The 21,391-nt window shown below is 62.4% G+C and carries 17 protein-coding genes and 2 pseudogenes; 14 read left to right on the forward strand and 5 right to left on the reverse strand.

The genetic code is table 11. The annotated features are described in order from the left end of the window. Nucleotides 1-65: 65 nt before the first annotated feature. Together VRB54_RS24610 and VRB54_RS24615 are read left to right on the forward strand one after the other, a co-directional pair. A pseudogene (locus VRB54_RS24610) lies at nucleotides 66-551 on the forward strand (MCP four helix bundle domain-containing protein); the annotation flags it as partial. Nucleotides 552-974: 423 nt separating this feature from the next. Continuing rightward, nucleotides 975-1,688 carry a methyl-accepting chemotaxis protein gene (locus VRB54_RS24615; protein ID WP_422396106.1) on the forward strand — a complete coding sequence of 238 codons (714 nt, stop codon included), beginning with the start codon at nucleotides 975-977 and terminating at the stop codon, nucleotides 1,686-1,688. 76 nt (nucleotides 1,689-1,764) lie between these two features. Here the strand turns inward: VRB54_RS24615 and VRB54_RS12835 are convergent, their stop codons facing one another. Next, complete coding sequence (locus VRB54_RS12835) at nucleotides 1,765-2,250, reverse strand: hypothetical protein (RefSeq protein ID WP_338477492.1); 486 nt, start codon at nucleotides 2,248-2,250, stop codon at nucleotides 1,765-1,767. 378 nt (nucleotides 2,251-2,628) lie between these two features. Between VRB54_RS12835 and VRB54_RS12840 the strand changes: the two genes are divergently transcribed. Next, nucleotides 2,629-3,408 (forward strand): TSUP family transporter, encoded by a 780-nt coding sequence (locus VRB54_RS12840; protein ID WP_338477493.1) that lies wholly within the window; start codon nucleotides 2,629-2,631, stop codon nucleotides 3,406-3,408. Here VRB54_RS12840 and nudC read toward each other — a convergent pair. Further along, entirely contained in the window at nucleotides 3,376-4,209 is an 834-nt protein-coding gene (gene nudC, locus VRB54_RS12845) for an NAD(+) diphosphatase (RefSeq protein WP_338477494.1), read from the reverse strand. The two genes, VRB54_RS12840 and nudC, sit on opposite strands and share 33 nt — an antisense overlap. A 5-nt stretch (nucleotides 4,210-4,214) precedes the next feature. Further along, nucleotides 4,215-5,027: a crotonase/enoyl-CoA hydratase family protein gene (locus VRB54_RS12850; protein WP_338477495.1), complete on the reverse strand. Its 813-nt coding sequence runs from the start codon at nucleotides 5,025-5,027 to the stop codon at nucleotides 4,215-4,217. A gap of 204 nt (nucleotides 5,028-5,231) precedes the next feature. Between VRB54_RS12850 and VRB54_RS12855 the strand changes: the two genes are divergently transcribed. The 6 genes and pseudogenes from VRB54_RS12855 to VRB54_RS12880 all read left to right on the forward strand — a co-directional run bounded on the left by VRB54_RS12855 (nucleotide 5,232) and on the right by VRB54_RS12880 (nucleotide 13,738). Beyond that, the gene (locus tag VRB54_RS12855) at nucleotides 5,232-5,786 is read left to right on the forward strand and encodes a UPF0149 family protein (protein ID WP_338477496.1); all 555 of its coding nucleotides are present in this window, start codon (nucleotides 5,232-5,234) and stop codon (nucleotides 5,784-5,786) included. A 90-nt stretch (nucleotides 5,787-5,876) separates the two neighbouring features. Then, complete coding sequence (locus tag VRB54_RS12860; protein ID WP_338477497.1) at nucleotides 5,877-7,133, forward strand: 3-phosphoshikimate 1-carboxyvinyltransferase; 1,257 nt, start codon at nucleotides 5,877-5,879, stop codon at nucleotides 7,131-7,133. Between the two features lie 32 nt (nucleotides 7,134-7,165). Continuing rightward, nucleotides 7,166-7,554, forward strand: a pseudogene (locus tag VRB54_RS12865) (hypothetical protein). Between the two features lie 335 nt (nucleotides 7,555-7,889). Further along, complete coding sequence (gene mexE / locus VRB54_RS12870) at nucleotides 7,890-9,131, forward strand: multidrug efflux RND transporter periplasmic adaptor subunit MexE (protein ID WP_209982446.1); 1,242 nt, start codon at nucleotides 7,890-7,892, stop codon at nucleotides 9,129-9,131. 15 nt (nucleotides 9,132-9,146) lie between these two features. After that, a complete protein-coding gene (locus VRB54_RS12875; protein ID WP_338477498.1) occupies nucleotides 9,147-12,326 on the forward strand; it encodes an efflux RND transporter permease subunit in 3,180 nt (1,059 codons plus the stop codon). After that, nucleotides 12,323-13,738 carry a TolC family protein gene (locus tag VRB54_RS12880; RefSeq protein ID WP_338477499.1) on the forward strand — a complete coding sequence of 472 codons (1,416 nt, stop codon included), beginning with the start codon at nucleotides 12,323-12,325 and terminating at the stop codon, nucleotides 13,736-13,738. The genes VRB54_RS12875 and VRB54_RS12880 overlap by 4 nt, the downstream gene beginning before the upstream one ends. A 151-nt stretch (nucleotides 13,739-13,889) precedes the next feature. On the opposite strand, the gene VRB54_RS12885 is transcribed toward VRB54_RS12880, so the two are convergent. Further along, nucleotides 13,890-14,915, reverse strand: coding sequence for an AraC family transcriptional regulator (locus VRB54_RS12885; RefSeq protein WP_338477500.1), 1,026 nt, complete (start codon nucleotides 14,913-14,915; stop codon nucleotides 13,890-13,892). Nucleotides 14,916-15,083: 168 nt separating this feature from the next. On the opposite strand from VRB54_RS12885, the gene efeU reads away from it, so the two are divergent. From efeU to efeO (VRB54_RS12905), 4 genes are read left to right on the forward strand one after another with little or no spacing between them, the layout of a single operon-like run. Further along, nucleotides 15,084-15,929, forward strand: a complete 846-nt coding sequence (efeU, locus tag VRB54_RS12890; protein WP_338477501.1) for an iron uptake transporter permease EfeU — start codon at nucleotides 15,084-15,086, stop codon at nucleotides 15,927-15,929. Nucleotides 15,930-15,939: 10 nt separating this feature from the next. Further along, nucleotides 15,940-17,142 (forward strand): iron uptake system protein EfeO, encoded by a 1,203-nt coding sequence (gene efeO, locus VRB54_RS12895; RefSeq protein WP_338477502.1) that lies wholly within the window; start codon nucleotides 15,940-15,942, stop codon nucleotides 17,140-17,142. A 13-nt stretch (nucleotides 17,143-17,155) separates the two neighbouring features. Beyond that, complete coding sequence (gene efeB, locus VRB54_RS12900) at nucleotides 17,156-18,460, forward strand: iron uptake transporter deferrochelatase/peroxidase subunit (protein ID WP_338477503.1); 1,305 nt, start codon at nucleotides 17,156-17,158, stop codon at nucleotides 18,458-18,460. Between the two features lie 16 nt (nucleotides 18,461-18,476). Beyond that, nucleotides 18,477-19,295: an iron uptake system protein EfeO gene (gene efeO / locus VRB54_RS12905; protein WP_338477504.1), complete on the forward strand. Its 819-nt coding sequence runs from the start codon at nucleotides 18,477-18,479 to the stop codon at nucleotides 19,293-19,295. Nucleotides 19,296-19,357: 62 nt separating this feature from the next. On the opposite strand, the gene pssA is transcribed toward efeO (VRB54_RS12905), so the two are convergent. Beyond that, nucleotides 19,358-20,701 carry a CDP-diacylglycerol--serine O-phosphatidyltransferase gene (gene pssA / locus VRB54_RS12910; protein WP_338477505.1) on the reverse strand — a complete coding sequence of 448 codons (1,344 nt, stop codon included), beginning with the start codon at nucleotides 20,699-20,701 and terminating at the stop codon, nucleotides 19,358-19,360. 150 nt (nucleotides 20,702-20,851) lie between these two features. Between pssA and VRB54_RS12915 the strand changes: the two genes are divergently transcribed. Further along, entirely contained in the window at nucleotides 20,852-21,331 is a 480-nt protein-coding gene (locus tag VRB54_RS12915; RefSeq protein WP_338477506.1) for a nuclear transport factor 2 family protein, read from the forward strand. The last annotated feature ends 60 nt before the right edge of the window (nucleotides 21,332-21,391 follow it).

A 21,391-nucleotide genomic window follows, 5' to 3' on the forward strand; every position in this document is an offset into this window, starting at 1 on the left:
TATTAGCCATCATCTCTCATCCCTCTGGAATCGAGCCTCACATGAAAAAACCTGTCTCGCTGGCGATGCGTATCGGCCTGGGCTTTGCTTCCACCCTGTCACTGTTGGTGCTGATCACTGCCGTGGGTATCCAGCGCGTGGGCTTTATCGACAGCACACTCAAGGACGTCGCCGAAAAAGCCGCCGTGGCCCAACGCTACGCCATCAATTTTCGGGGCAGCGTGCACAACCGCGCCATCGCTATTCGCGATGCGGTACTGGTCACGGATGAGACTGCGCTCAATCGGCACCTGGCCGAGATCGACCAGCTCAAGCGAGATTACCAGGACGCCGCCGTCCCGCTCGACCGCCTGTTCGGCAATGGCGGCGCCAACGTCGAGGAAACCCGCCTGCTGAACGATATCAAGGCTATCGAGACACAGACCCTGGCGTCTTCGGAGCGCGTCATCAGCCTGCGCCGCAATAACGACATCGCCGGCGCACAGGCGCTGTTGCTGGCCCAGAGTTCAGACCTCTATTCCGAGTGGCTCAAACGCGTCAACGCATTGATCGATTTTGAAGAGGCGCAGATCCGGCACCAGCTTGACTCGGTGCAAACCGCAGCGAGCAACTTCGCGGTATTGATGCTCCTGGCCAGCGCCGTGGCGATTGTATTGAGCGTGCTGGTGTCGTTGCTGATCATCCGCAAGGTCAAGGCCACCCTTGGCGCCGAGCCGGAAGAAGTGGCCGAGGCGATCCGTCGCCTGGCTCAGGGTGACTTGAACCAGCGTATCGAGACCCGCCACCCCGACAGCGTAATGGGTATTCTCAAAAACGCCCTGAATCGCCTGGGCGACACCATCACCGAAGTGCGCGCATCGGCCCAGGCCTTGCGTGACTCATCAGTGACCCTGTTGTCTGCGGCCGGCGACAACCGCCAGCAGATAACGCTGCAAACCAGCGAAGCCCAGCATGTGGCCGCCGCCATTACGCAAATGGCCGCGTCGGTCAACGAGGTGTCGGGCTACGCCTCGGCAGCCGCCAAGGCCACCCTGCTGGCCGATGCCGAAGTCAACAGCGGCCACCGCCTGGTGGGCGAAGTGAGCGTGGCGATTGAAGAGCTGGCGCAAATCCTTGAACAGGCCACCACCCGCGTCAATCAGGTGTCCAGCGACAGCGAAAGCATCGAAACGGTGATTGAGGTGATCAACTCGATTGCCGCGCAGACCAACCTGCTCGCCCTGAACGCCGCGATTGAAGCGGCACGCGCCGGTGAACATGGCCGCGGCTTTGCCGTGGTGGCCGACGAAGTGCGCTCGCTTGCAACTCGCACCCAGGAGTCCACCCAGGAGATCCGCGACATGATCGGCAAACTGCAAAGCGGCACCCAGGACGCCGCCGACATCATGCAACGCAGCCGCGCCCTGGCCCAGACCACCGTCGGCCAGACCCGTGACTCGCAAGTGTCACTGGGCAAGATCAGCCAGGAAGTCGGCGCGATCAATACCATGAACGCGCAGATCGCCAGCGCCTCGGTGCAGCAGAGCGCTGCCGCCGAAGAGGTCGCGCAGAACGTCACGCGTATCCACAGTTCCACCGTGCAATCGGCGGCCGGCTCCGAAGTGGTGGAAAACGCCAACCAGGAACTGGCGGAGCTGGCGGATCGACTGAGCACCAAGGTGGCGTTCTTCAGCGTGTCGGCCCGCTAAACCGATCAGGGCGGCTGCCCGGAAATAAAGAGGCCGCAGTAGCCGTCCATTTGGCTCCCTGCGGTCCGAGTGGACGTTACTCTTGCCTGGTCCTGCGATTTTTAGCCTTGAGGTTGTCTGAAAATCTCTTGTACATCACTCTGATCTGCGCTCGTTGAATACGCATTTCCAGGCATTTGTGCCGCATCTCTCGATACAGGTCAGTATTGAGCATGAGCAATCCCAGCAGTGGAAATACAATACCCAGAAAGAACGCCAGGCTGTGCGGGCGGTCGTTCAGAGTGGGGACGACCAGCATCAGGCAAACAACGAAATAGCACGCCAGCCAACTTGAAGCCCAGTTGCGCCCGCGTGCGATCATGAGATTGAGAAACAGCAGAGCGATCGTCAACGAAAGCAGACCCCATCCGTGCATTTCGGTTTTGAGTACCGGCTCAAGCTTGCACAGATAGACCGCTTCATTAAGCATGATGACCGAGGCGCCCGAAAGGACAGCCATGAACAGGGTGCTCACGAACACGGGAAGGTAGCGGATTAGGGCGCTGGCCGTTGAGTCATTCATTGTGGGTCGTGCAACGTTCCCAGGCAGGCCAACGCAATCGCTGCGCTGCTTTGCAGCCGCTCACAGCGGGGCGGAGACTGCCGAGGCACCTATCCTTGAACACACTGGTAATCATTCCTTTACTCCTCAGCTCACGAGAGCACAGAGAGTAAAGAATCGGCCCCGCACAAAAATGTAGGAAAGGTTTCATTTTCCAGGCAGACCCTTCCCGTTATCGTCTTTTTAGCTTGTAATCAATAGTACAAATCGGAAAGTACACCCCCGCACTACCGTTGTAGGACATATTGCAGTTTTGCCGATTGAACGCCTGCCTGTCAGGTAAGATAGCGCCGTTTGTCACAGCCACCCCGTTGTGCCGCCAACCCAAGTCGACTGCCCATGCCCTTCGAACTCAGCGTAGACCTCACCACCCTGGCCATCCTCGCCGTGGTTGCCTTTGTCGCCGGTTTTATCGACGCCATCGCCGGCGGTGGCGGCTTGCTCACCACGCCTGCCCTGCTCACGGCCGGCATGCCGCCGCATCTGGTGCTGGGCACCAATAAGCTCAGCTCGACCTTCGGCTCGGCCACTGCCAGTTTCACCTTCTACCGGCGCAAGCTGTTCCATCCGCGCCAGTGGGTGCACGCCATCGTCGGCACCCTGATTGGTGCGCTGACCGGCGCCGTGGTCGCCCATTACCTGCCCGCCGAAACTCTGAACAAGATGCTCCCGGTGATTGTTTTCGCCTGCGGCGTGTACCTGCTGTTCGGCGGAACGCCCAAGGCGCCGCTGGATGCCGATGCACCGATCAGGAAGAAATGGCAGGCCACTCAGGGTTTCGGCCTGGGTTTCTACGACGGCGTGGCCGGGCCCGGCACTGGCGCGTTCTGGACCGTCAGCACGATGCTGCTGCACCCCATAGACCTGGTCAAAGCCAGCGGTGTGGCGCGCAGCATGAACTTCGTCAGCAACGCGGCAGCGCTGACGGTGTTCATCATCAACGGATCGGTGGACTGGATCGTCGGCCTGGCCATGGGCCTGTCGGTGATGTGCGGCGCGTTCTTTGGCGCACGCAGCGCAATCAGCGGCGGCGCCAGGTTCATTCGCCCGGTGTTCATCACCGTGGTGCTCGGTCTGACGGTTCGACTAGCCTGGCAGCACTGGTTCAGCGTGGCCTAGACGACGGGCCAGGTACAGGTCGATGAGATAGCGCGCAATCGAGCGCGACGCCGGCAACGGCGGCAACGCATGGATATTGAACCATTGCGCGTCCTCTATCTCGTCGGCTTGGGGCACGATCTCGCCGCCGGCATATTCGGCGTGAAAGCCCAGCATCATCGAGTGGGGAAACGGCCAGCATTGGCTGCCCCTGTACTGAATGTTCTTCACCTCCAACCGTACTTCTTCACGCACTTCGCGAATCAGGCACTCCTCGGCCGACTCACCCGGTTCGGCAAACCCTGCCAACGTGCTGTACACCCCCGTGACAAAGCGTGGTGAACGCGCCAGCAGAATCTCGTCGCCACGGGTCACCAGCACAATCATGCTCGGCGAAATGCGCGGGTAGCTACGCAGGTCGCAGGGCTGGCAGAACATTGCGCGCTCGCGCGGCACCTGGACCATGGCCTGGCCGCAACTGCCGCAGAAACGGTGCTCACGCGCCCAGGTGCCGATCTGCGCCGCATAACCCAGCACCTTGTATACCGTGTGATCGCCCTGCAGCATGAAGCCGCGCAAGCCCTGCCAACTGCAGCCTGGCACGGCGGCGGCGCTGTTGAGCTCCAGCAGGTACACCGGCTCGCCATCGAGGTGGCCGATGCCGTGTTCGGCGAATACCGACAGGTCCTGGCGCTTGAGCCATTCACGCGGAAACAGCGGGCCATTGGCGTCCTGCAAAAAGCCCTCGCGGCTGCGCGCAACGGCCCAGCCACCGGGGGTCTCGTTGTCCAGCAGCGTTGTGGTAATCCAGCCTGGGGTCATGTCAGTCAATCCACAAAGTCGGGTTTCTGTTTACTCATATGGGCCGCGATGGCCACGCGCAAATCGCTGGATTGCAACATAGCCGCGTTCCAGGTGGCAACGTATTCCAGACCGTCATTGACGCTGTGGTCACGCATGTAGCTGAGCATGGCCTTGGTGCCGGTCACGGCAATCGGCGATTTGGCGGCAATCTCGCGGGCAATCTCCAGGACCCCGGCCAACAGGCTGGCGTGATCGGGGTACACACGGTTTACCAGGCCAATGCTGCGCGCTTCTTCGGCGCCGAACTGACGGCCGGTGTAGGCCAGCTCGCGCAGCATGCCGTCACCGACAATCCGCGGCAGGCGTTGCAGGGTGCCGACATCGGCGGCCATGCCAATGTCGACTTCCTTGATTGAGAACTGCGCATCCTCGGCGGCGTAACGCATGTCGCAGGCGCTGATCAGGTCAATGGCGCCGCCGATGCAATAACCCTGGATCGCCGCCAGCACTGGCTTGCGGCAATTGTCGACCGCGTTGAACGAGGCCTGCAGCTCGAGAATCTTGCGCCGCAGCAGGCGTGCGTTGCGCCCCACGTCCTTGCCCAGGTCATTGGCCACCTGGGCCAGCAGCATCAAGTCGATACCCGACGAGAAATGCTTGCCGGCACCGCTGAGTACTACAGCGCGCACGGCGTCGGTGTCTTCGATCCATTGAAAGATCTCGACGATTTCACGCCAGAATGCCGCGTTCATCGCGTTGATCTTTTCCGGGCGGTTGATCTGCACATGGGCAACGTTGCCGCTGAGTTCGACGACGAAGGCTTGGTATTCGGACATGGCAGTGATCCCTGACTGACGATTGATAAGAGGCAGACTATAACAAGGCTGCGCAAGGGCGCATCGGCCAAAAGCCGGACGCGTACTCATCGGCGCCATAGGCACCGAGCCGCTGGGAAAACGCTGGATAAAACCCCGCGTACCCGCCATCCTTCGCGCTTTAAGCCGCCCGCTCGCGGCGCTCCGCGCTCAAAGGACATGCCCATGCACAGCCACCCCCTCGCCCTGGCCGATTTCGACTTCATCGACGAAACCCTGCTCAAATACGGCGACGACCATTCGGTACTCAACCTGGCAGAACTCGACGGTTACTTCACCGCGCTGGTATCGAGCCCGACCCGGGTGGATGTCGGCGAGTGGTTCCCGGCGATCTGGGGCGGACACAACCCGGCCTGGGAAAGCGCGGACGAGGCCCAGGGTTTCCTGGAACTGTGCGTACGCCACATGAATACCCTTGCCGCCCAACTGGCTAACGATGCCCGAGGGTTCAAGGCCCGTTTCGATGACACCGAGCATCAGGGCCACACCCTGACCCTCGCCGAAGAGTGGTGCTTTGGCTACATCCGTGGCGCGGCCATCGCCAATTGGCCTGACCTGCCGACCGAGCAGGCCGCGCACCTGGAAAAAATCGCCCAGTGCGCCGAGCAGGACAACTTCGAGCTGCCGGCCGACCTGGATGTACAGATGCACCAGCAGCGCGTCAGCGAGATCGAACCGGCCGCGCGGGCCCTGCACGATTATTGGTTGGCCTTGCGCTAAGCCTCGACAAGCACCGCTGCTTTGGCCGATTATTCGGGTCCGCCCGTCGGCCACTCCGTGCCACCTTGCCCTGATCAGGAGCCTTGCACCTTGAGTTCGCAAAAAACCGTGACCGTTGCCCCGCCCAGTTTCCCCCTGAACGGCAAGGTCGCGCCCCCCGGCTCCAAATCCATCACCAACCGCGCCTTATTGCTGGCCGCCTTGGCCACCGGCACCAGTCGCCTGACCGGCGCGCTGAAAAGCGATGACACCCGGCATATGTCGGTGGCCTTGCGCGAGATGGGCGTGACCATCGATGAGCCGGATGACACCACCTTTGTGGTCACCGGTTCCGGCAAGTTGCAACGGCCCCTGCAACCGCTATTTCTCGGCAATGCCGGCACGGCGATGCGCTTTCTCACCGCCGCTGTGGCCACCGTGCAAGGCAGCGTCGTGCTGGACGGCGACACCTACATGCAAAAACGCCCGATCGGCCCGCTGCTGACCGCCCTCGGGCAGAACGGCATTCAGGTCGACAGCCCCACCGGCTGCCCGCCGGTGACCGTACACGGCGTGGGCAAGGTGCAGGCCAAGCGCTTCGAGATCGACGGCGGCTTGTCCAGCCAGTACGTCTCGGCGCTGCTGATGCTGGCGGCGTGCGGCGAAGCACCGATTGAAGTGGCACTGACCGGCAAGGACATTGGCGCTCGTGGCTATGTGGACCTGACCCTGGACTGCATGCGCGCATTCGGCGCGCAGGTGGAGGTAGTCGACGACACCACCTGGCGCGTCGCCGCGACCGGCTACCGTGCCCATGACTACCTGATCGAGCCGGATGCGTCCGCCGCCACCTACCTGTGGGCGGCCGAAGTGTTGACCGGCGGCCGTATCGATATCGGCGTGGCCGCGCAGGATTTCACCCAGCCGGACGCCAGGGCCCAGGCTGTGATCGCGCAGTTTCCGAACATGCCGGCCACCGTGGTGGGCTCGCAGATGCAGGACGCGATCCCGACCCTGGCGGTATTGGCCGCCTTCAACAACACCCCGGTGCGCTTCACTGAACTGGCCAACCTGCGCGTGAAGGAATGTGACCGTGTGCAGGCGCTGCACGACGGCCTCAACGAAATCCGCCGGGGCCTGGCGACCATCGAGGGCGACGACTTGCTGGTAGCCGCCGACCCGGCGCTGGCCGGCACTTCCTGCAATGCGCTGATCGACACCCACGCCGACCACCGCATCGCCATGTGCTTTGCGCTGGCGGGGCTGAAGGTCGCGGGCATTCGCATCCAGGACCCGGACTGCGTGGCCAAGACCTATCCTGATTACTGGAAAGCCCTGGGCAGCCTGGGCGTTGCGCTGACCTATTAAGTCGGTGGCGCCGCAATGGGGAGGGAATGCACATGACAATTCGCCAACCCTGCCCACCCGGCGCCTGTATTTGCGACCGTGAACAACTGCTGCAGGCGCCGGGTGCGGACCTGCGGGTGCTTGGCCTGACGCGTCAGGAAGAAAAAAGCTGCTTGCCCGGCTGGAAGATCTCAAGAGTCTGCAGGACCTGGAGCACATGCAGCAGCGCATGTATGAGCTGCTGGGGATTCGCGTGCATGTTGCGCCCGGGCATACCGAGGTCAGGAGCATGCGGGGAATTCAGATTGTCATCGATGAACTGCCGGGAATGTGCCGCAAGACACGGCAGGCGATTCCGGCGGCGATTCGCCGGGGCCTGGAGAAACGGCCGGAGATTGCTTATCGGCTGCTTGATGCTCATGACTTGTTTGGCCAGGGGTGAGGGTTGGGGGTATATCCGGTATTTGGGTGATGGCTGCACCTCGCCCAGGCTCGGCCTGATCCATGGACATCCGAATGTGGGAGGGGGCTTGCTCCCGATGGCGTTGTTTCAGCCACAAATAAGCTGAATGACACTCCGCCATCGGGAGCAAGCCCCCTCCCACACTTTGCGCAGTGTTCGGCAGACATTTTCGGTCAGCTTCCAGGCCCACGCCGTCATCACTCCTCCTGCTTATATCATTCCGAATGATAGTCACCTTTGCCTCATTCGATTCGTGACATATCTCCACCCCGCGCATGATCCGCCCATCTCAAATACATTGGCGGATGCACCTCATGGAACAGTCACTCAAACACTTGCGCTTCCCCCTGGCGATATTGGCCGTGGTGGTGATGAGCGCCTGCGGCAAGACCCCCGACCAGGCCGCCGCCATGCCACCGGCGAAAGTCAGCGTGGCCAAGGTGCTGGAACAACCGGTCAACGAGTGGGACGAATTCACCGGCCGTCTCGAAGCCCCGGAAACTGTGCAGATTCGTCCTCGGGTCTCTGGCCAGATTGATCAAGTCGCTTTTACCGAAGGCGCTTTGGTCAAGAAAGGCGACCTGCTGTTCCAGATCGACCCACGTCCGTTCCAGGCGCAAGTGCGCCAGCTTGAAGCTCAGTTGCAACAGACCAAGGCCGCCGCCAACCGCAGCGACAACGAAGCCCAGCGCGGTGACCGTCTGCGTCAGAGCAATGCGATTTCCGCCGAACTGGCCGACTCGCGCACCACCGCCGCCCAGGAAGCCCGCGCAGCTGTCGCCGGGATCCAGGCGCAGCTGGACCTGGCCAAACTGAACCTGAGCTTTACCCGCGTGACCTCGCCGATCAGCGGCCGGGTCAGCCGCGCGGAGATCACCGCCGGCAACCTGGTGACGGCCGATACCACCGCGCTGACCAGCGTGGTCTCCACCGACAAGGTGTATGCCTACTTCGACGCCGACGAGCGCGTGTACCTCAAGTACACCGAGCTGGCGCGCCAGGGTCGTCGTGGCGCGACCACCCCGGTGTACCTGGGCCTGTCCAATGAAGCCGGCAACCCGCACCTGGGCCAGATGAACTTCGTCGACAACCAGGTCAACCCGGCCACCGGCACCATTCGCGGGCGCGCCGTGTTCGATAACAGCAAGGGCGAATACACCCCTGGCCTGTATGCCCGCCTCAAGCTGGTGGGCAGCGGCACCTATTCCGCCGTGCTGATCAACGACGAAGCCGTGGGTACCGACCTTGGCAAGAAGTTCGTGCTGGTGATGGAAGGCGACAAGCCGGCCTATCGCGCGGTGGAACTGGGACCGAAGATCGAAGGCCTGCGCATCGTGCGCAGCGGCCTGGGCAAGGACGACACCATTGTGGTCAAAGGCCTGCAGCGCGTGCGCCCGGGTACGCCGGTTTCCCCTGAGACCATCCCGATGGCCAGCCAGGAAACCCTCGCCGCCCTCGCCCAACAACGACAAGCGCTTGAAGCCAGCAACCTTGAACAGGTGGCGCCGGAAAAAACCGCGCCCAAGCTCGCCGCTGTCGCGACTCCACGCGGTTAAGGGATACGACTCAAGATGAATTTTTCCAAGTTCTTCATTTCGCGGCCGATCTTCGCAGCGGTGCTGTCGCTGTTGATCCTGATCGCGGGCGCAATCTCGCTGTTTCAATTGCCGATCAGCGAATACCCGGAAGTGGTGCCACCCACGGTGGTGGTACGCGCCAACTTCCCCGGCGCCAACCCCAAGGTCATCGGTGAAACCGTAGCCGCGCCGCTGGAGCAGGCAATCACCGGCGTCGAGAACATGCTGTACATGTCCTCGCAATCCACCGCTGACGGCAAGCTGACCCTGACCATCACCTTCGCCCTGGGCACCGACCTGGACAACGCGCAGGTGCAGGTGCAAAACCGCGTGACGCGCACTCAGCCAAAACTGCCCGAGGAAGTGACACGCATCGGCATCACCGTGGACAAGGCCTCCCCGGACCTGACCATGGTTGTGCACGTTACCTCGCCCGATCAGCGCTACGACATGCTCTACCTGTCCAACTACGCGATCCTCAATATCAAGGACGAACTGGCCCGCCTCGGCGGCGTCGGCGACGTGCAGTTGTTCGGCATGGGCGACTACTCCCTGCGTGTATGGCTGGACCCGAACAAGACCGCCTCGCGCAACCTGACCGCCACCGATGTGGTCACCGCCATTCGCGAACAAAACCGCCAGGTGGCAGCCGGCGCCCTGGGCGCGCAGCCTGCGCCCAATGACACCAGCTTCCAGCTGTCGGTGAACACCCAGGGTCGTCTGGTTACCGAGGAAGAGTTCGAGAACATCGTGATCCGTGCCGGTGACAACGGCGAGATCACCCGTCTCAAGGACGTCGCACGGGTTGAACTGGGCTCCAGCCAGTACGCCCTGCGCTCGCTGATCGACAACCAGCCGGCCGTGGCGATCCCGATCTTCCAGCGCCCTGGCTCCAACGCCATCGATATTTCCAACGAAGTACGCGCCAAGATGGCGGAGCTGAAAAAGAGCTTCCCTGAAGGCATGGATTACCGCATCGCCTACGACCCGACGGTGTTCGTGCGCGGCTCCATCGAAGCGGTGGTGCACACCCTGTTCGAAGCGCTGATTCTGGTTGTGCTGGTGGTGATTCTGTTCCTGCAGACCTGGCGCGCGTCGATCATTCCGCTGGTGGCGGTGCCGGTGTCGTTGATCGGGACCTTTGCGGTGATGCACCTGTTCGGCTTTTCGCTCAATGCGCTGTCGCTGTTCGGCTTGGTGTTGGCCATTGGCATCGTGGTGGACGATGCCATCGTGGTAGTGGAGAACGTCGAGCGCAATATCGAACTGGGGCTGGACCCCTACCCGGCCACTGAAAAGGCCATGAGCGAAGTGACCGGCCCGATCATCGCCACTGCGCTGGTGCTGTGTGCAGTGTTCATTCCGGCGGCGTTCATCAGCGGCCTGACCGGGCAGTTCTACAAGCAGTTCGCCCTGACCATTGCGATTTCCACGGTGATCTCGGCGTTCAACTCGCTGACCCTGTCCCCTGCCCTGGCCGCCGTGTTGCTGCGCAGCCATGACGCACCGAAGGACCGCTTCTCCAGGGTGCTCGACAAACTGTTCGGCGGCTGGCTGTTCCGTCCGTTCAACCGCTTCTTCGAGAAAGCCAGCCACGGTTACGTCGGCACAGTGCGCCGGGTGATTCGCGGCAGCGGTATCGCGTTGTTCCTGTACGCAGGGTTGATGGTGCTGACCTGGTTCGGCTTTGCCCACACCCCCACCGGTTTCGTGCCGGCCCAGGACAAGCAATACCTGGTGGCCTTCGCGCAATTGCCGGACGCCGCCAGCCTGGACCGTACTGAAGCGGTGATCAAGCGCATGTCCGACATCGCCTTGAAGCAGCCGGGCGTGGAAAGTGCCATCGCCTTCCCGGGCCTGTCGATCAACGGTTTTACCAACAGCCCGAACAACGGCATCGTGTTCGTGACCTTGAAGCCGTTCGATGAGCGCAAGGACGCGAGCCTGTCCGCCGGTGCGATTGCCGGTGCCTTGAACGGCCAGTACAGCGGTATCCAGGAAGCCTATATGGCGATCTTCCCGCCACCGCCGGTGCAGGGCCTGGGCACCATCGGGGGCTTCCGCCTGCAAGTCGAAGACCGTGGCAACCTGGGCTACGACGAGCTGTACAAGGAAGTGCAGAACATCATCACCAAAAGCCGTGGCGTGCCGGAGCTGTTTGGTCTGTTCACCAGCTACACGGTCAACGTGCCCCAGGTCGACGCCGCCATCGACCGTGAAAAGGCCAAGACCCACGGCGTGGCGATCAGCGACATCTTCGACACCCTGCAGATCTACCTGGGCTCGTTGTACGCCAACGACTTCAACCGCTTTGGCCGCACCTACCAGGTCAACGTGCAGGCTGAACAACAGTTCCGCCAGGACGAAGACCAGATCGGCCAGCTGAAAGTGCGTAACAACAAAGGCGAGATGATCCCGCTGGCGACCTTTATCAAGGTCAGCGACACCTCGGGGCCCGACCGCGTGATGCACTACAACGGCTTTATCACCGCAGAGATCAACGGCAACGCCGCACCGGGCTACAGCTCCGGCCAGGCTCAGGCGGCGATTGAAAAACTGTTGAAGGATGAACTGCCCAACGGCATGACCTACGAGTGGACCGACCTGACCTATCAGCAAATCCTTTCGGGCAACACCGCGCTGTTCGTGTTCCCGCTCTGCGTGCTGCTGGCGTTCCTGGTGCTGGCCGCGCAGTACGAAAGCTGGAGCCTGCCGCTGGCGGTGATCCTGATCGTGCCGATGACCCTGCTGTCGGCGATCACCGGGGTGATCATCTCGGGCAGCGACAACAACATCTTCACCCAGATCGGTCTGATCGTACTGGTGGGCCTGGCGTGCAAGAACGCGATTCTGATCGTCGAGTTCGCCAAGGACAAACAGGCCGAGGGCCTTGACCCGCTGGCTGCGGTGCTCGAAGCCTGCCGCCTGCGTCTGCGGCCGATCCTGATGACCTCGTTCGCCTTCATCATGGGTGTGGTGCCACTGGTGCTGTCCAGCGGTGCCGGTGCCGAGATGCGCCATGCCATGGGCGTGGCGGTGTTCTCCGGGATGATCGGGGTGACCTTCTTCGGCCTGTTGCTGACGCCGGTGTTCTACGTACTGATCCGTCGCTATGTGGAGCGCAGCCAGGCGCGCAAAGCGGCCAGGGCCTTGAAGCTGGAGACACAGCCATGAGCGTGAAAATATTCCTGCCGAGCCTGCTGGTACTGGCGCTAGCCGCCTGTGCCGTCGGCCCGGACTACAAAACCCAGACCCCGGAGGCGGCCAACATCACCGCCGCTGCAGACGCAAAGCAATACGATCACGCCAAGTTCGAAGGCATCTGGTGGCAGCAGTTCGAAGACCCGACCCTCAATCAGTTGGTGACTCAGTCGCTGCAAGGCAACCGTGATCTGCGCGTGGCGTTTGCCCGCCTGCGTGCGGCCCGGGCGATTCGGGATGACGCCAGCAATGACGCCATGCCGACCATCACCAGCCGCGCCAGCAGTGATTTGGCCAAGGGGCAGATCCCTGGCCAGACCACTCGGCGCGTCAACAGCGAGCGTTATGACCTGGGGCTGGACATGGCCTGGGAGCTGGACCTGTTCGGCCGCATCCAGCGCAATCTGGAAGCCAGCGACGCCGACCAGCAGGCAGCCGAGGCCGACCTGTACCAGTTGCAAGTGAGCATGATTGCCGAACTGGTGGACGCCTACGGCCAGTTGCGCGGTGCGCAACTGCGCGAACGCATTGCCCTGGACAACCTGAAGAACCAGCAGGACTCGCGCAGCATCACGGTGAGCCTGCGTGATGCCGGTGTGGGCGACCAGCTCGATGTGGAGCGCGCCGACGCACGCCTGGCCTCGGTGGAAGCCAGCGTGCCGCAGCTGCAGGCCGAACAGGTGCGCGAGCGCAACCGCATCGCCACCCTGCTCGGCCAGCGCCCGGACAAGCTCAGCGTCGACCTGAGCCCCAAAGACCTGCCGGCGATTGCCAAGGCGCTGCCGATTGGCGACCCGGGGCAACTGCTGCAACGGCGTCCGGACATCCTCAGCGCCGAACGCAAGCTGGCCGCCGCCACCGCCCGCATCGGCGTGACCAAGGCCGACCTGTTCCCACGGGTCAGCCTCAGCGGCTTCCTCGGCTTCACCGCCGGGCGCGGTTCGCAAATCGGCTCGTCGGCCGCCAATGCCTGGGCGCTTGGCCCAAGCATTACCTGGGCGGCGTTCGACCTGGGCAGCGTGCGTGCGCGCTTGCGCGGCGCGGACGCCGAGGCCGATGGCGCACTGGCGACCTATGAGCAACAGGTGCTGCTGGCGCTGGAAGAATCGGAAAATGCTTTCAGTGATTACGGCAAACGCCAACAACGATTGCTGTCGTTGATCCGTCAGAGTGAGTCCAGCCGGGCCGCTGCCGATCTCGCGGCGATTCGTTATCGCGAAGGCACCGTGGACTTTTTGGTATTGCTTGATGCCCAACGGGAACGTCTGGCCGCCGAAGACGCGCAGGCTCAGGCCGAAGTGGATCTGTATCGCGGGATTGTAGCGATCTACAAGGCGCTGGGCGGCGGCTGGCAACCGGATACGGTCATCGCGAACGCGAAGTAATGTGAAGAGCTCCTTTGGTTGGTCGCATCCAGCCAATTTTAGCCCCGTGGCCCATTCGGTCACGGGGTTTTTTTGGGTCTAGGGAAAGGAGCTACGTGGCAAACTCCTAAAAGAATGACGCTGTCAGCGACGTTCTGGTCCTACACTGGCACTACTTGCCAGGCATTATTTCGTTCAGGATCAAACTGCGATAGTGGCCCGGATTTGATCCCGACCATTTGCGAAAGGCTTTATAAAACGAACTGGTGTCGGCAAATCCCAACCGAGCTGCAATCTCGGCAAAGCTGATCTGCGGTTCGGCCAGCCATACGATGGCCAACTCCTTACGCACGTTGTCCTTGAGACCCTGGTAGGTCTGCCCTTCTTCAGCCAGACGGCGTCGCAGGGTGGAGGCGGAGACGCACAGCGACGCCGCGAGGCCGTCGGTTTCCGGCCAGGTCTCGGGGGGCATCTGGCGCAGGTCGTGCTTGATGCGCGTGGCCAGGCTTTGCGGGTCGCGGTATTTGACCAGGATATTGGCCGGCGCATGCGCCAGAAACCGCTGCAGCTCCTGCGGGCTGCGCTTGATCGGCAGGTCGAGACAGTCGGCGGAAAAGATCATGCGCGTTCGCGGACGGTCAAAGCGCAGGTTGTCGGAGAACATCACCCGGTAGTCATCGCAGAAATCCGGCGCTGGGCAGCGCAGTTCGATGGCCAGAATCGGGATACGCCGCCCGGCCAGCCAACAGGCCACGCCATGCACGATCATCCAGTAGGTGAAATAGGTAAACGCCCGCCTGGGCTCGGGTTCAGGTTCGAGCAGCACGATTTGCGCCAGGCTCTGCTGGCGCACCAGCTGCGCCGGCAAGCGTTCAAACATCAATGACAGAAACCCAAGGCCCGTCTCCAACCCGGCGGCGAGGCTGGGCTGTGCCATGCTCGCGCGGCAGAGAAACGCCAGGCTGCCGGACTTGAGCTTGCGTGGGTCCATGCCGAAGAACTCATCGTCGCTGCGCCGTGCGAGCAAACGCCACAGGCGCGCATAGGCTGTGGCGGGAACGCGGGCGAGCGGCTGCTCCAGCAGCGCCGGGTCGATGCCGACTTTGCTCAGGGCCTCAAGCGTAGCGGCGCCCGGCGCGCAGCTCTGCAACAAGGCCTCGCGCACAAGGTGGACAGAGATGGTGTCTTTTTCCGACATGGGCTGCGGGGCAATCCGATCACACTGAAGATGGCGAGCATCATAAGGGCGCTTGCGCTTTGCCACCACCGTTCAGCCAGGGTTCAGCAAACGTCAACTTTTCCTGTTTAGCAATGAGTATCATTATGTTACAACTTAGCACCCTATCTAATTACCCTGTGGTGCCGAATGCTTGTCCCCTTTCTCATCATGCTGCGCGAAGGCATTGAGGCCGCATTGATCGTTGGCATCATCGCCAGTTACCTGCAGCAAACCGGCCGTGGCCAGTGGATGCCAGCGGTGTGGATCGGGGTGTTCCTCGCTGCTGCGCTGGCTTTGCTGGTGGGGGGTGGCCTGGAATTGGTCAGCGCCGAATTTCCGCAAAAGCAGCAGGAATTGTTCGAAGGTATCGTCGGACTGGTAGCCGTGGGCATCCTCAGCTCGATGGTGTTCTGGATGCGCAAGGTGGCCCGCTCGATCAAGCACTCGCTGCACGCCTCCCTCGATCACGCCCTGACCGGTTCCCGGCACCAGGTCACGGCCTTGATCCTGATGGTGTTTTTCGCCGTGGCCCGCGAAGGCCTGGAAACCGTGTTTTTCCTGCTGGCGGTGTTCCAGCAGAGCGAAGGCCCTGGCGCGCCGATCGGTGCGCTGCTCGGCCTGATCCTGGCGATCATCGTCGGTTTCCTGATCTACAGCGGCAGCATGCGCCTGAACCTAGGCGCGTTCTTCCGCTGGACCGGCCTGTTCATCCTGGTGGTGGCCGCCGGCATCCTCGCCAACTCGGTGCAGGCCCTGCATGAAGCCGGTGTGTGGAACCACCTGCAAACCGTGCTGTTCGATTTCAGCAGCGCGCTGCCAATGGACAGCCCGCTGGGCTCGGTACTGGCCGGCATGTTCGGCTACCAGGAAGCGCCGACCGTGAGCACCCTCGGCGCCTATCTGATTTACCTGGTGGTCGCACTGGTGATGTTTTTCCTGCCCGCATCGCCCGCTGCGCCTGTCGCACAACCTTCTTCAGCTTCCAGTCAGTAAGGACCGTCTCTTGTCCAGCCCAACGCCTCAACCCTCCCCGCCGTCCCGCGCCCTGCGCTGGGCCGTGGCGGGCTCGGTGGTCGTGATGATCGCCGCCGGTGGTTTGTTCTACTACGCCTCGCAATTGGCCGCGAGTAAACGCCAGGCCAACCACAATGAAATCACCGTGACCATCCACGGCCATGCCTGCGAACCCAATGCGCTCAACGTGCCGGCCGGCCGCGCGAGTTTTCGCATCGTCAACCGTTCGGATCGCGCCGTTGAATGGGAAATCCTCGACGGCGTGTTGGTGGTCGAGGAACGCGAGAATATTGCGCCGGGCCTGAGCCAGGTGATCAACGCCAACCTGCTGCCCGGCGACTACGCGATCACCTGCGGGCTGCTGAGCAACCCGCGCGGAACCTTGCATGTCACGCCGACCGCCGAATCCGACGCCCAGGCCAAGGCCAAACCGTCGATGGTGGCCTTTATCGGCCCATTATCGGAGTTCCGCGTGTACCTGAGCGGCCAGGGCAGCGCGCTGGTCAAGACGACAACGGCGCTGCAACAAGCCATAGATGCCGGCGACCTGGCCCAGGCCCAGGCGCTGTATGTGCCGGCCCGTGAGGCCTACCAGCGACTGGCGCCGGCGTCACAACGCCTGGCTGAACTGGACAACGCGATCAACGCCCGCGCCGACTATTTTGAAAAGCGCGAACAGGACCCGGCCTTCAGCGGCTTCCACCGCCTGGAATACGGGCTCTTCCAGCAACGCAGCCTCGATGGCCTGGCCCCAGTGGCCCAGCGTCTGGTCACCGACGTCACCACCCTCAAGCAGCAGTTGCTGGCCCAGTCTCTGCCACCTGAGCAACTGGTGAGCATTGTGGTGCGCAACCTCAACAGTCTGGCGGATGTCCGCGCAGCCGGCGGTGAAGAGGAACGCTACAGCCATATCGACCTCTACGGCTTTGCCGCCAACCTGGAGGTCGCGCACAAAGTGGTCGACCTGATGCGGCCGTTGCTGACCAAGTCCGCCGACAACCTGCTGCCAAAAATCGATAGCGCCCTCGCCGCCTTCGATACCGAGCTGCAAGGTTTCAAGGTCGAAAAAGGCTACGCCCCGTACGACAGCATCACCGTTGATCAGCGCAAGCAGATCGCCGACAAGGCCAAGGCACTGGCCGCCGCACTCGATGGAATCGACCCCGCCCTTGGCCTTTCCGGCCTGCAGTGAGACGAACGCATACATGAGTGATTCAGAGCAGTTTTCCGCACAACGCCGCCGTGTCCTGCTGGGCATGGCCGCCACCGGCGCTGCAATTGCTGGCAGCAGCCTGAGCTGCCCGGCGATGGCCGCCGCGGGTGAACAGGTCACCACCGCACCGCGCAGTGACAAGACCCAGGACCACCACGATTTTTTCGGCACGCACCAGAGCGGCATCGTCACCCCGCGCCCGACCTGCGGCATGCTGGTGGCATTCGATGTATTGGCCAGCGACCGCGAAGACCTGGAGCGGCTGTTTCGTACCCTCGACGAACGCATCCGTTTTCTGATGACCGGCGGCACCGTGCCCCAGGTCGACCCGAAGCTGCCGCCCACCGATTCCGGCATCCTCGGCCCGGTGGTCACGCCGGACAACCTGACTGTCACCGTGTCGGTCGGCGAGTCGTTGTTCGATGAGCGCTTCGGCCTCGCAGCGGTCAAGCCCAAGCGGTTGAGCCGCATGGTCGGTTTCCCCAACGATGCGCTGGAGCCGGCGCAGTGCCACGGCGACCTGAGCCTGCAGTTCTGCTCCAACACGACCGACACCAATATCCACGCCCTGCGCGACATTGTGAAAAACCTGCCGGACCTGCTGCTGGTGCGCTGGAAACAGGAAGGCAGCGTGCCGCCCCAGGCGCCGACCAAACCCGGCGAGCCGGCGCAGAGCGCGCGCAACTTCCTCGGTTTTCGCGATGGCTCGGCCAACCCCGATTCCAACAATGCCAAGGCCATGGACCAGATCGTCTGGGTCCAGCCCGGCAGCGATGAACCGGCCTGGGCCGCCCATGGCAGCTACCAGGCGGTGCGCATCATCCGCAACTTCGTCGAACGCTGGGATCGCACGCCGTTGCAGGAACAGGAAAGCATCATCGGCCGCGTCAAACCCACCGGTGCACCCATGGGGGGCCACAGCGAATCCCAGGTGCCGGACTACAGCAAGGACCCGGAAGGCAAGCTGACCAAGCTCGATGCGCACATCCGCCTGGCCAATCCGCGCACGCCGCAGACCCAGGCCAACCTGATCCTGCGCCGGCCGTTCAACTACTCCAACGGTGTCAACAAGAACGGTCAGCTGGACATGGGGTTGCTGTTCATCTGCTACCAGGCTGACCTGGAGAAAGGCTTTATCAGCGTGCAGACCCGGCTCAATGGCGAGCCTCTGGAGGAGTACCTCAAGCCGGTGGGCGGCGGGTATTTCTTCACCTTGCCGGGCGTTATCGGGCCCAGGGACTTTATCGGGCGCACGCTGCTGGCGGCCACGCCCCCTCAAACCACTGCCAATACCTAAAAAACCGGAGCGTCCCATGAAGAAGTCGATTATTGCGTTGTCGTTGCTAATGACACTCTCGCCGCTGAGCGTATTTGCCGCCACCGCGCCGCTGGACCTGGTCGGCCCTGTGTCGGACTACAAGATCTACGTCACCGAAGAAATCGCCGAGCTGGTCACCCAGACCCAGGCGTTCACCGCTGCGATCAACAAGGGCGACCTGGCCACGGCGAAAAAGCTCTACGCACCGACCCGTGTGCACTACGAGTCCATCGAGCCGATTGCCGAACTGTTCAGCGACCTGGACGCGTCCATCGACTCACGTGTGGACGACCATGAAAAAGGCGTGACCGCCGAAGACTTCACCGGCTTTCACCGCATCGAATACGCCCTGTTCTCGCAGAACAGCACGCAGGGCCTGGAAGCGCTGACCGCCAAGCTCAACACCGATGTCAATGACCTGAAAACCCGTGTCGACGGCCTGACCTTCCCGCCGGAAAAAGTCGTCGGCGGCGCCGCCGCGCTGCTGGAAGAAGTCGCCGCGACCAAGATCTCCGGTGAGGAAGACCGTTACAGCCATACCGACCTCTACGACTTCCAGGGCAACATCGACGGCGCGAAAAAAATCGTCGACCTGTTCCGCGGCCAGATTGAGAAGCAGGACAAGGCGTTCCTGGCCAAGGTCGACAAGAACTTCGCAACGGTGGACAAGATCCTCGCCAAATACAAAACCCCGGACGGTGGTTTCCAGACCTACGACAAGGTCAAGGAAAACGACCGCAAGGCCCTGGTAGGTCCGGTCAATACGTTGGCCGAAGACCTGTCGACCCTGCGTGGCAAGTTGGGTTTGAACTAAACCTTGCGATACAAAAAGACCCAGGTCCTGTGAAGGACCTGGGTCTTTTTTTGCCGATGGCTTTACAGGATGCGGTAAAGCAACCGCTCGATGCGCACCCGGCTGACCCGGCGCAGGAACTTGCCGACGGCCGCCGGGTAATCCACCAGCGTCTGCAGGTGCTGGTAACCGTCGATACGCGTGGTGTGCCGGAAAATCTGCGCCAGCTCCTGCGCGCGCGGCGCCAGCCATTGGCCTTGCGGGTCGTCGATCAGCAGGGCGTTTTCCAAATCGAGGCGAAATGCCCGTGGGTTTAGGTTGTTGCCGGTGAGCAAGGTGTAGCGCTCGTCCACCCACATGCCCTTGAGGTGGTAGCTGTTGTCGCCGTCGTGCCACAGGTGCAGGTTCAACTGCCCGCTGTCGATCATCGGCTGATGGCGCTTGGCGAAGCGGCGCAGGCTGATCTCATACAGGTACGGCAGCGCCGCAATCACTTTGAACGGCTCGCTGGGCGGGATGTAGAAGTCGTTGGCGGTCTTGTCGCCGACAATGATGTCGATCTTCACCCCACGCGCCAGGGCCCGGTTGATTTCGCGGGTCACCGGCAGCGGCAGGTTGAAGTACGGCGTGCAGATGGTCAGTTGCTGCTGGGCGCTGGCGATCAACTCAAGGATCACCCGGCTCAGGGGATTGTTCTTGCCCACCCCCAATAGCGGGCAGACCGACAGGTGACCGTTGGGCAACTGCCCGGCCGTGGTGTCATACGCGGCGTGCTTGAGGCGGCTGCGCAGGTCGCCGATGTCATTGCGCAGGCTGCGGGTGGTCGGCGGGTTCGGCAGGTCCAGGCGATGCACGGCCCTGGAGGCAACCAGGCCGTGCTCCACCAGGTGCTGCATGGAATCGGCCAGCGGCTGGCTGTGGATCAGGTGATAACGGTCGAAGCGGTACTTGTCGAACTTGTGCAGGTACACGTTATTCAGGCTGGCGCCGCTGTAGAGCACGCTGTCGTCGATCACGAAGCCCTTGAGGTGCAGCACGCCGAACAGCTCGCGGGTCTGCACCGGCACGCCGTACACCGGCACTTCACTGGCATGGGACTGGGTCATCGCCTGGTACCAGGCGCTGTTGCCCGGTTGCTTGCCGGCACCGATCAGGCCGCGCTGGGCACGCAGCGAGTCGACCACCACCACGATCTCAAGCTCGGGCCGCGCAGCCTTGGCGGCGTGCAGCGCGTCGTAGATCTCCTGCCCGGCCTCGTCCTGCTGCAAGTACAGCGCGACGATGTAGATGCGTCGGGTGGCCTGGGGGATTTTTTCCAGCAGGCAGTGCCGAAAGGCCGCGGCGCCGGACAGCACCTCGATCGCCTCGGTGGACAGTGGAAAACCGCGCAGTTTGGGCAACAGGGAGCGTTTGAAGAACGACGGCATAAGGCTCGCAATGGGTCGAATCCGAAGAGGCCCCGAGCTTACACCATGAGGCTGCCGAGGTCTCGAAAGGCGCGCTATCATCGTCGCCGTCAAACACCCGTTAATCTGTCGCCGCCGCTAAGGGCGACGTTCGATCCCGAGGAGTCGCCGATGTCATCAACGCCTGAAGCCCGCCCGCCGCTGCCGCCATTTACCCGCGAGTCGGCCATCGAAAAAGTCCGTCTGGCCGAAGACGGCTGGAACTCCCGGGACCCGCAGCGGGTGTCCCTGGCCTACACCCTGGACACACAGTGGCGCAACCGCACCGAATTCGCCTGCAACCGTGAAGACGCCAGGCAGTTCCTCGCGCGCAAATGGGCAAAGGAACTCGACTATCGGCTGATCAAGGAACTGTGGGCGTTCACCGGTAACCGCATCGCCGTGCGTTATGCCTACGAGTGGCACGACGATTCGGGCAACTGGTTCCGCTCCTACGGGAATGAGAACTGGGAGTTCGATGAAAACGGCCTGATGGCCCATCGGTTTGCCTGCATCAACGACCTGCCGATCAAGGAAAGCGAACGCAAGTTCCATTGGCCGCTGGGCCGGCGCCCGGATGATCATCCGGGGTTGTCCGCGCTGGGCCTGTAGCGTTCTGTAAATTGTGGAAGGGGGCCTGCACCCTTCCACAGCTGGATATCATCGAATCCG

The organism is Pseudomonas trivialis, from assembly GCF_036864995.1.
Lineage (GTDB): Bacteria > Pseudomonadota > Gammaproteobacteria > Pseudomonadales > Pseudomonadaceae > Aquipseudomonas > Aquipseudomonas trivialis.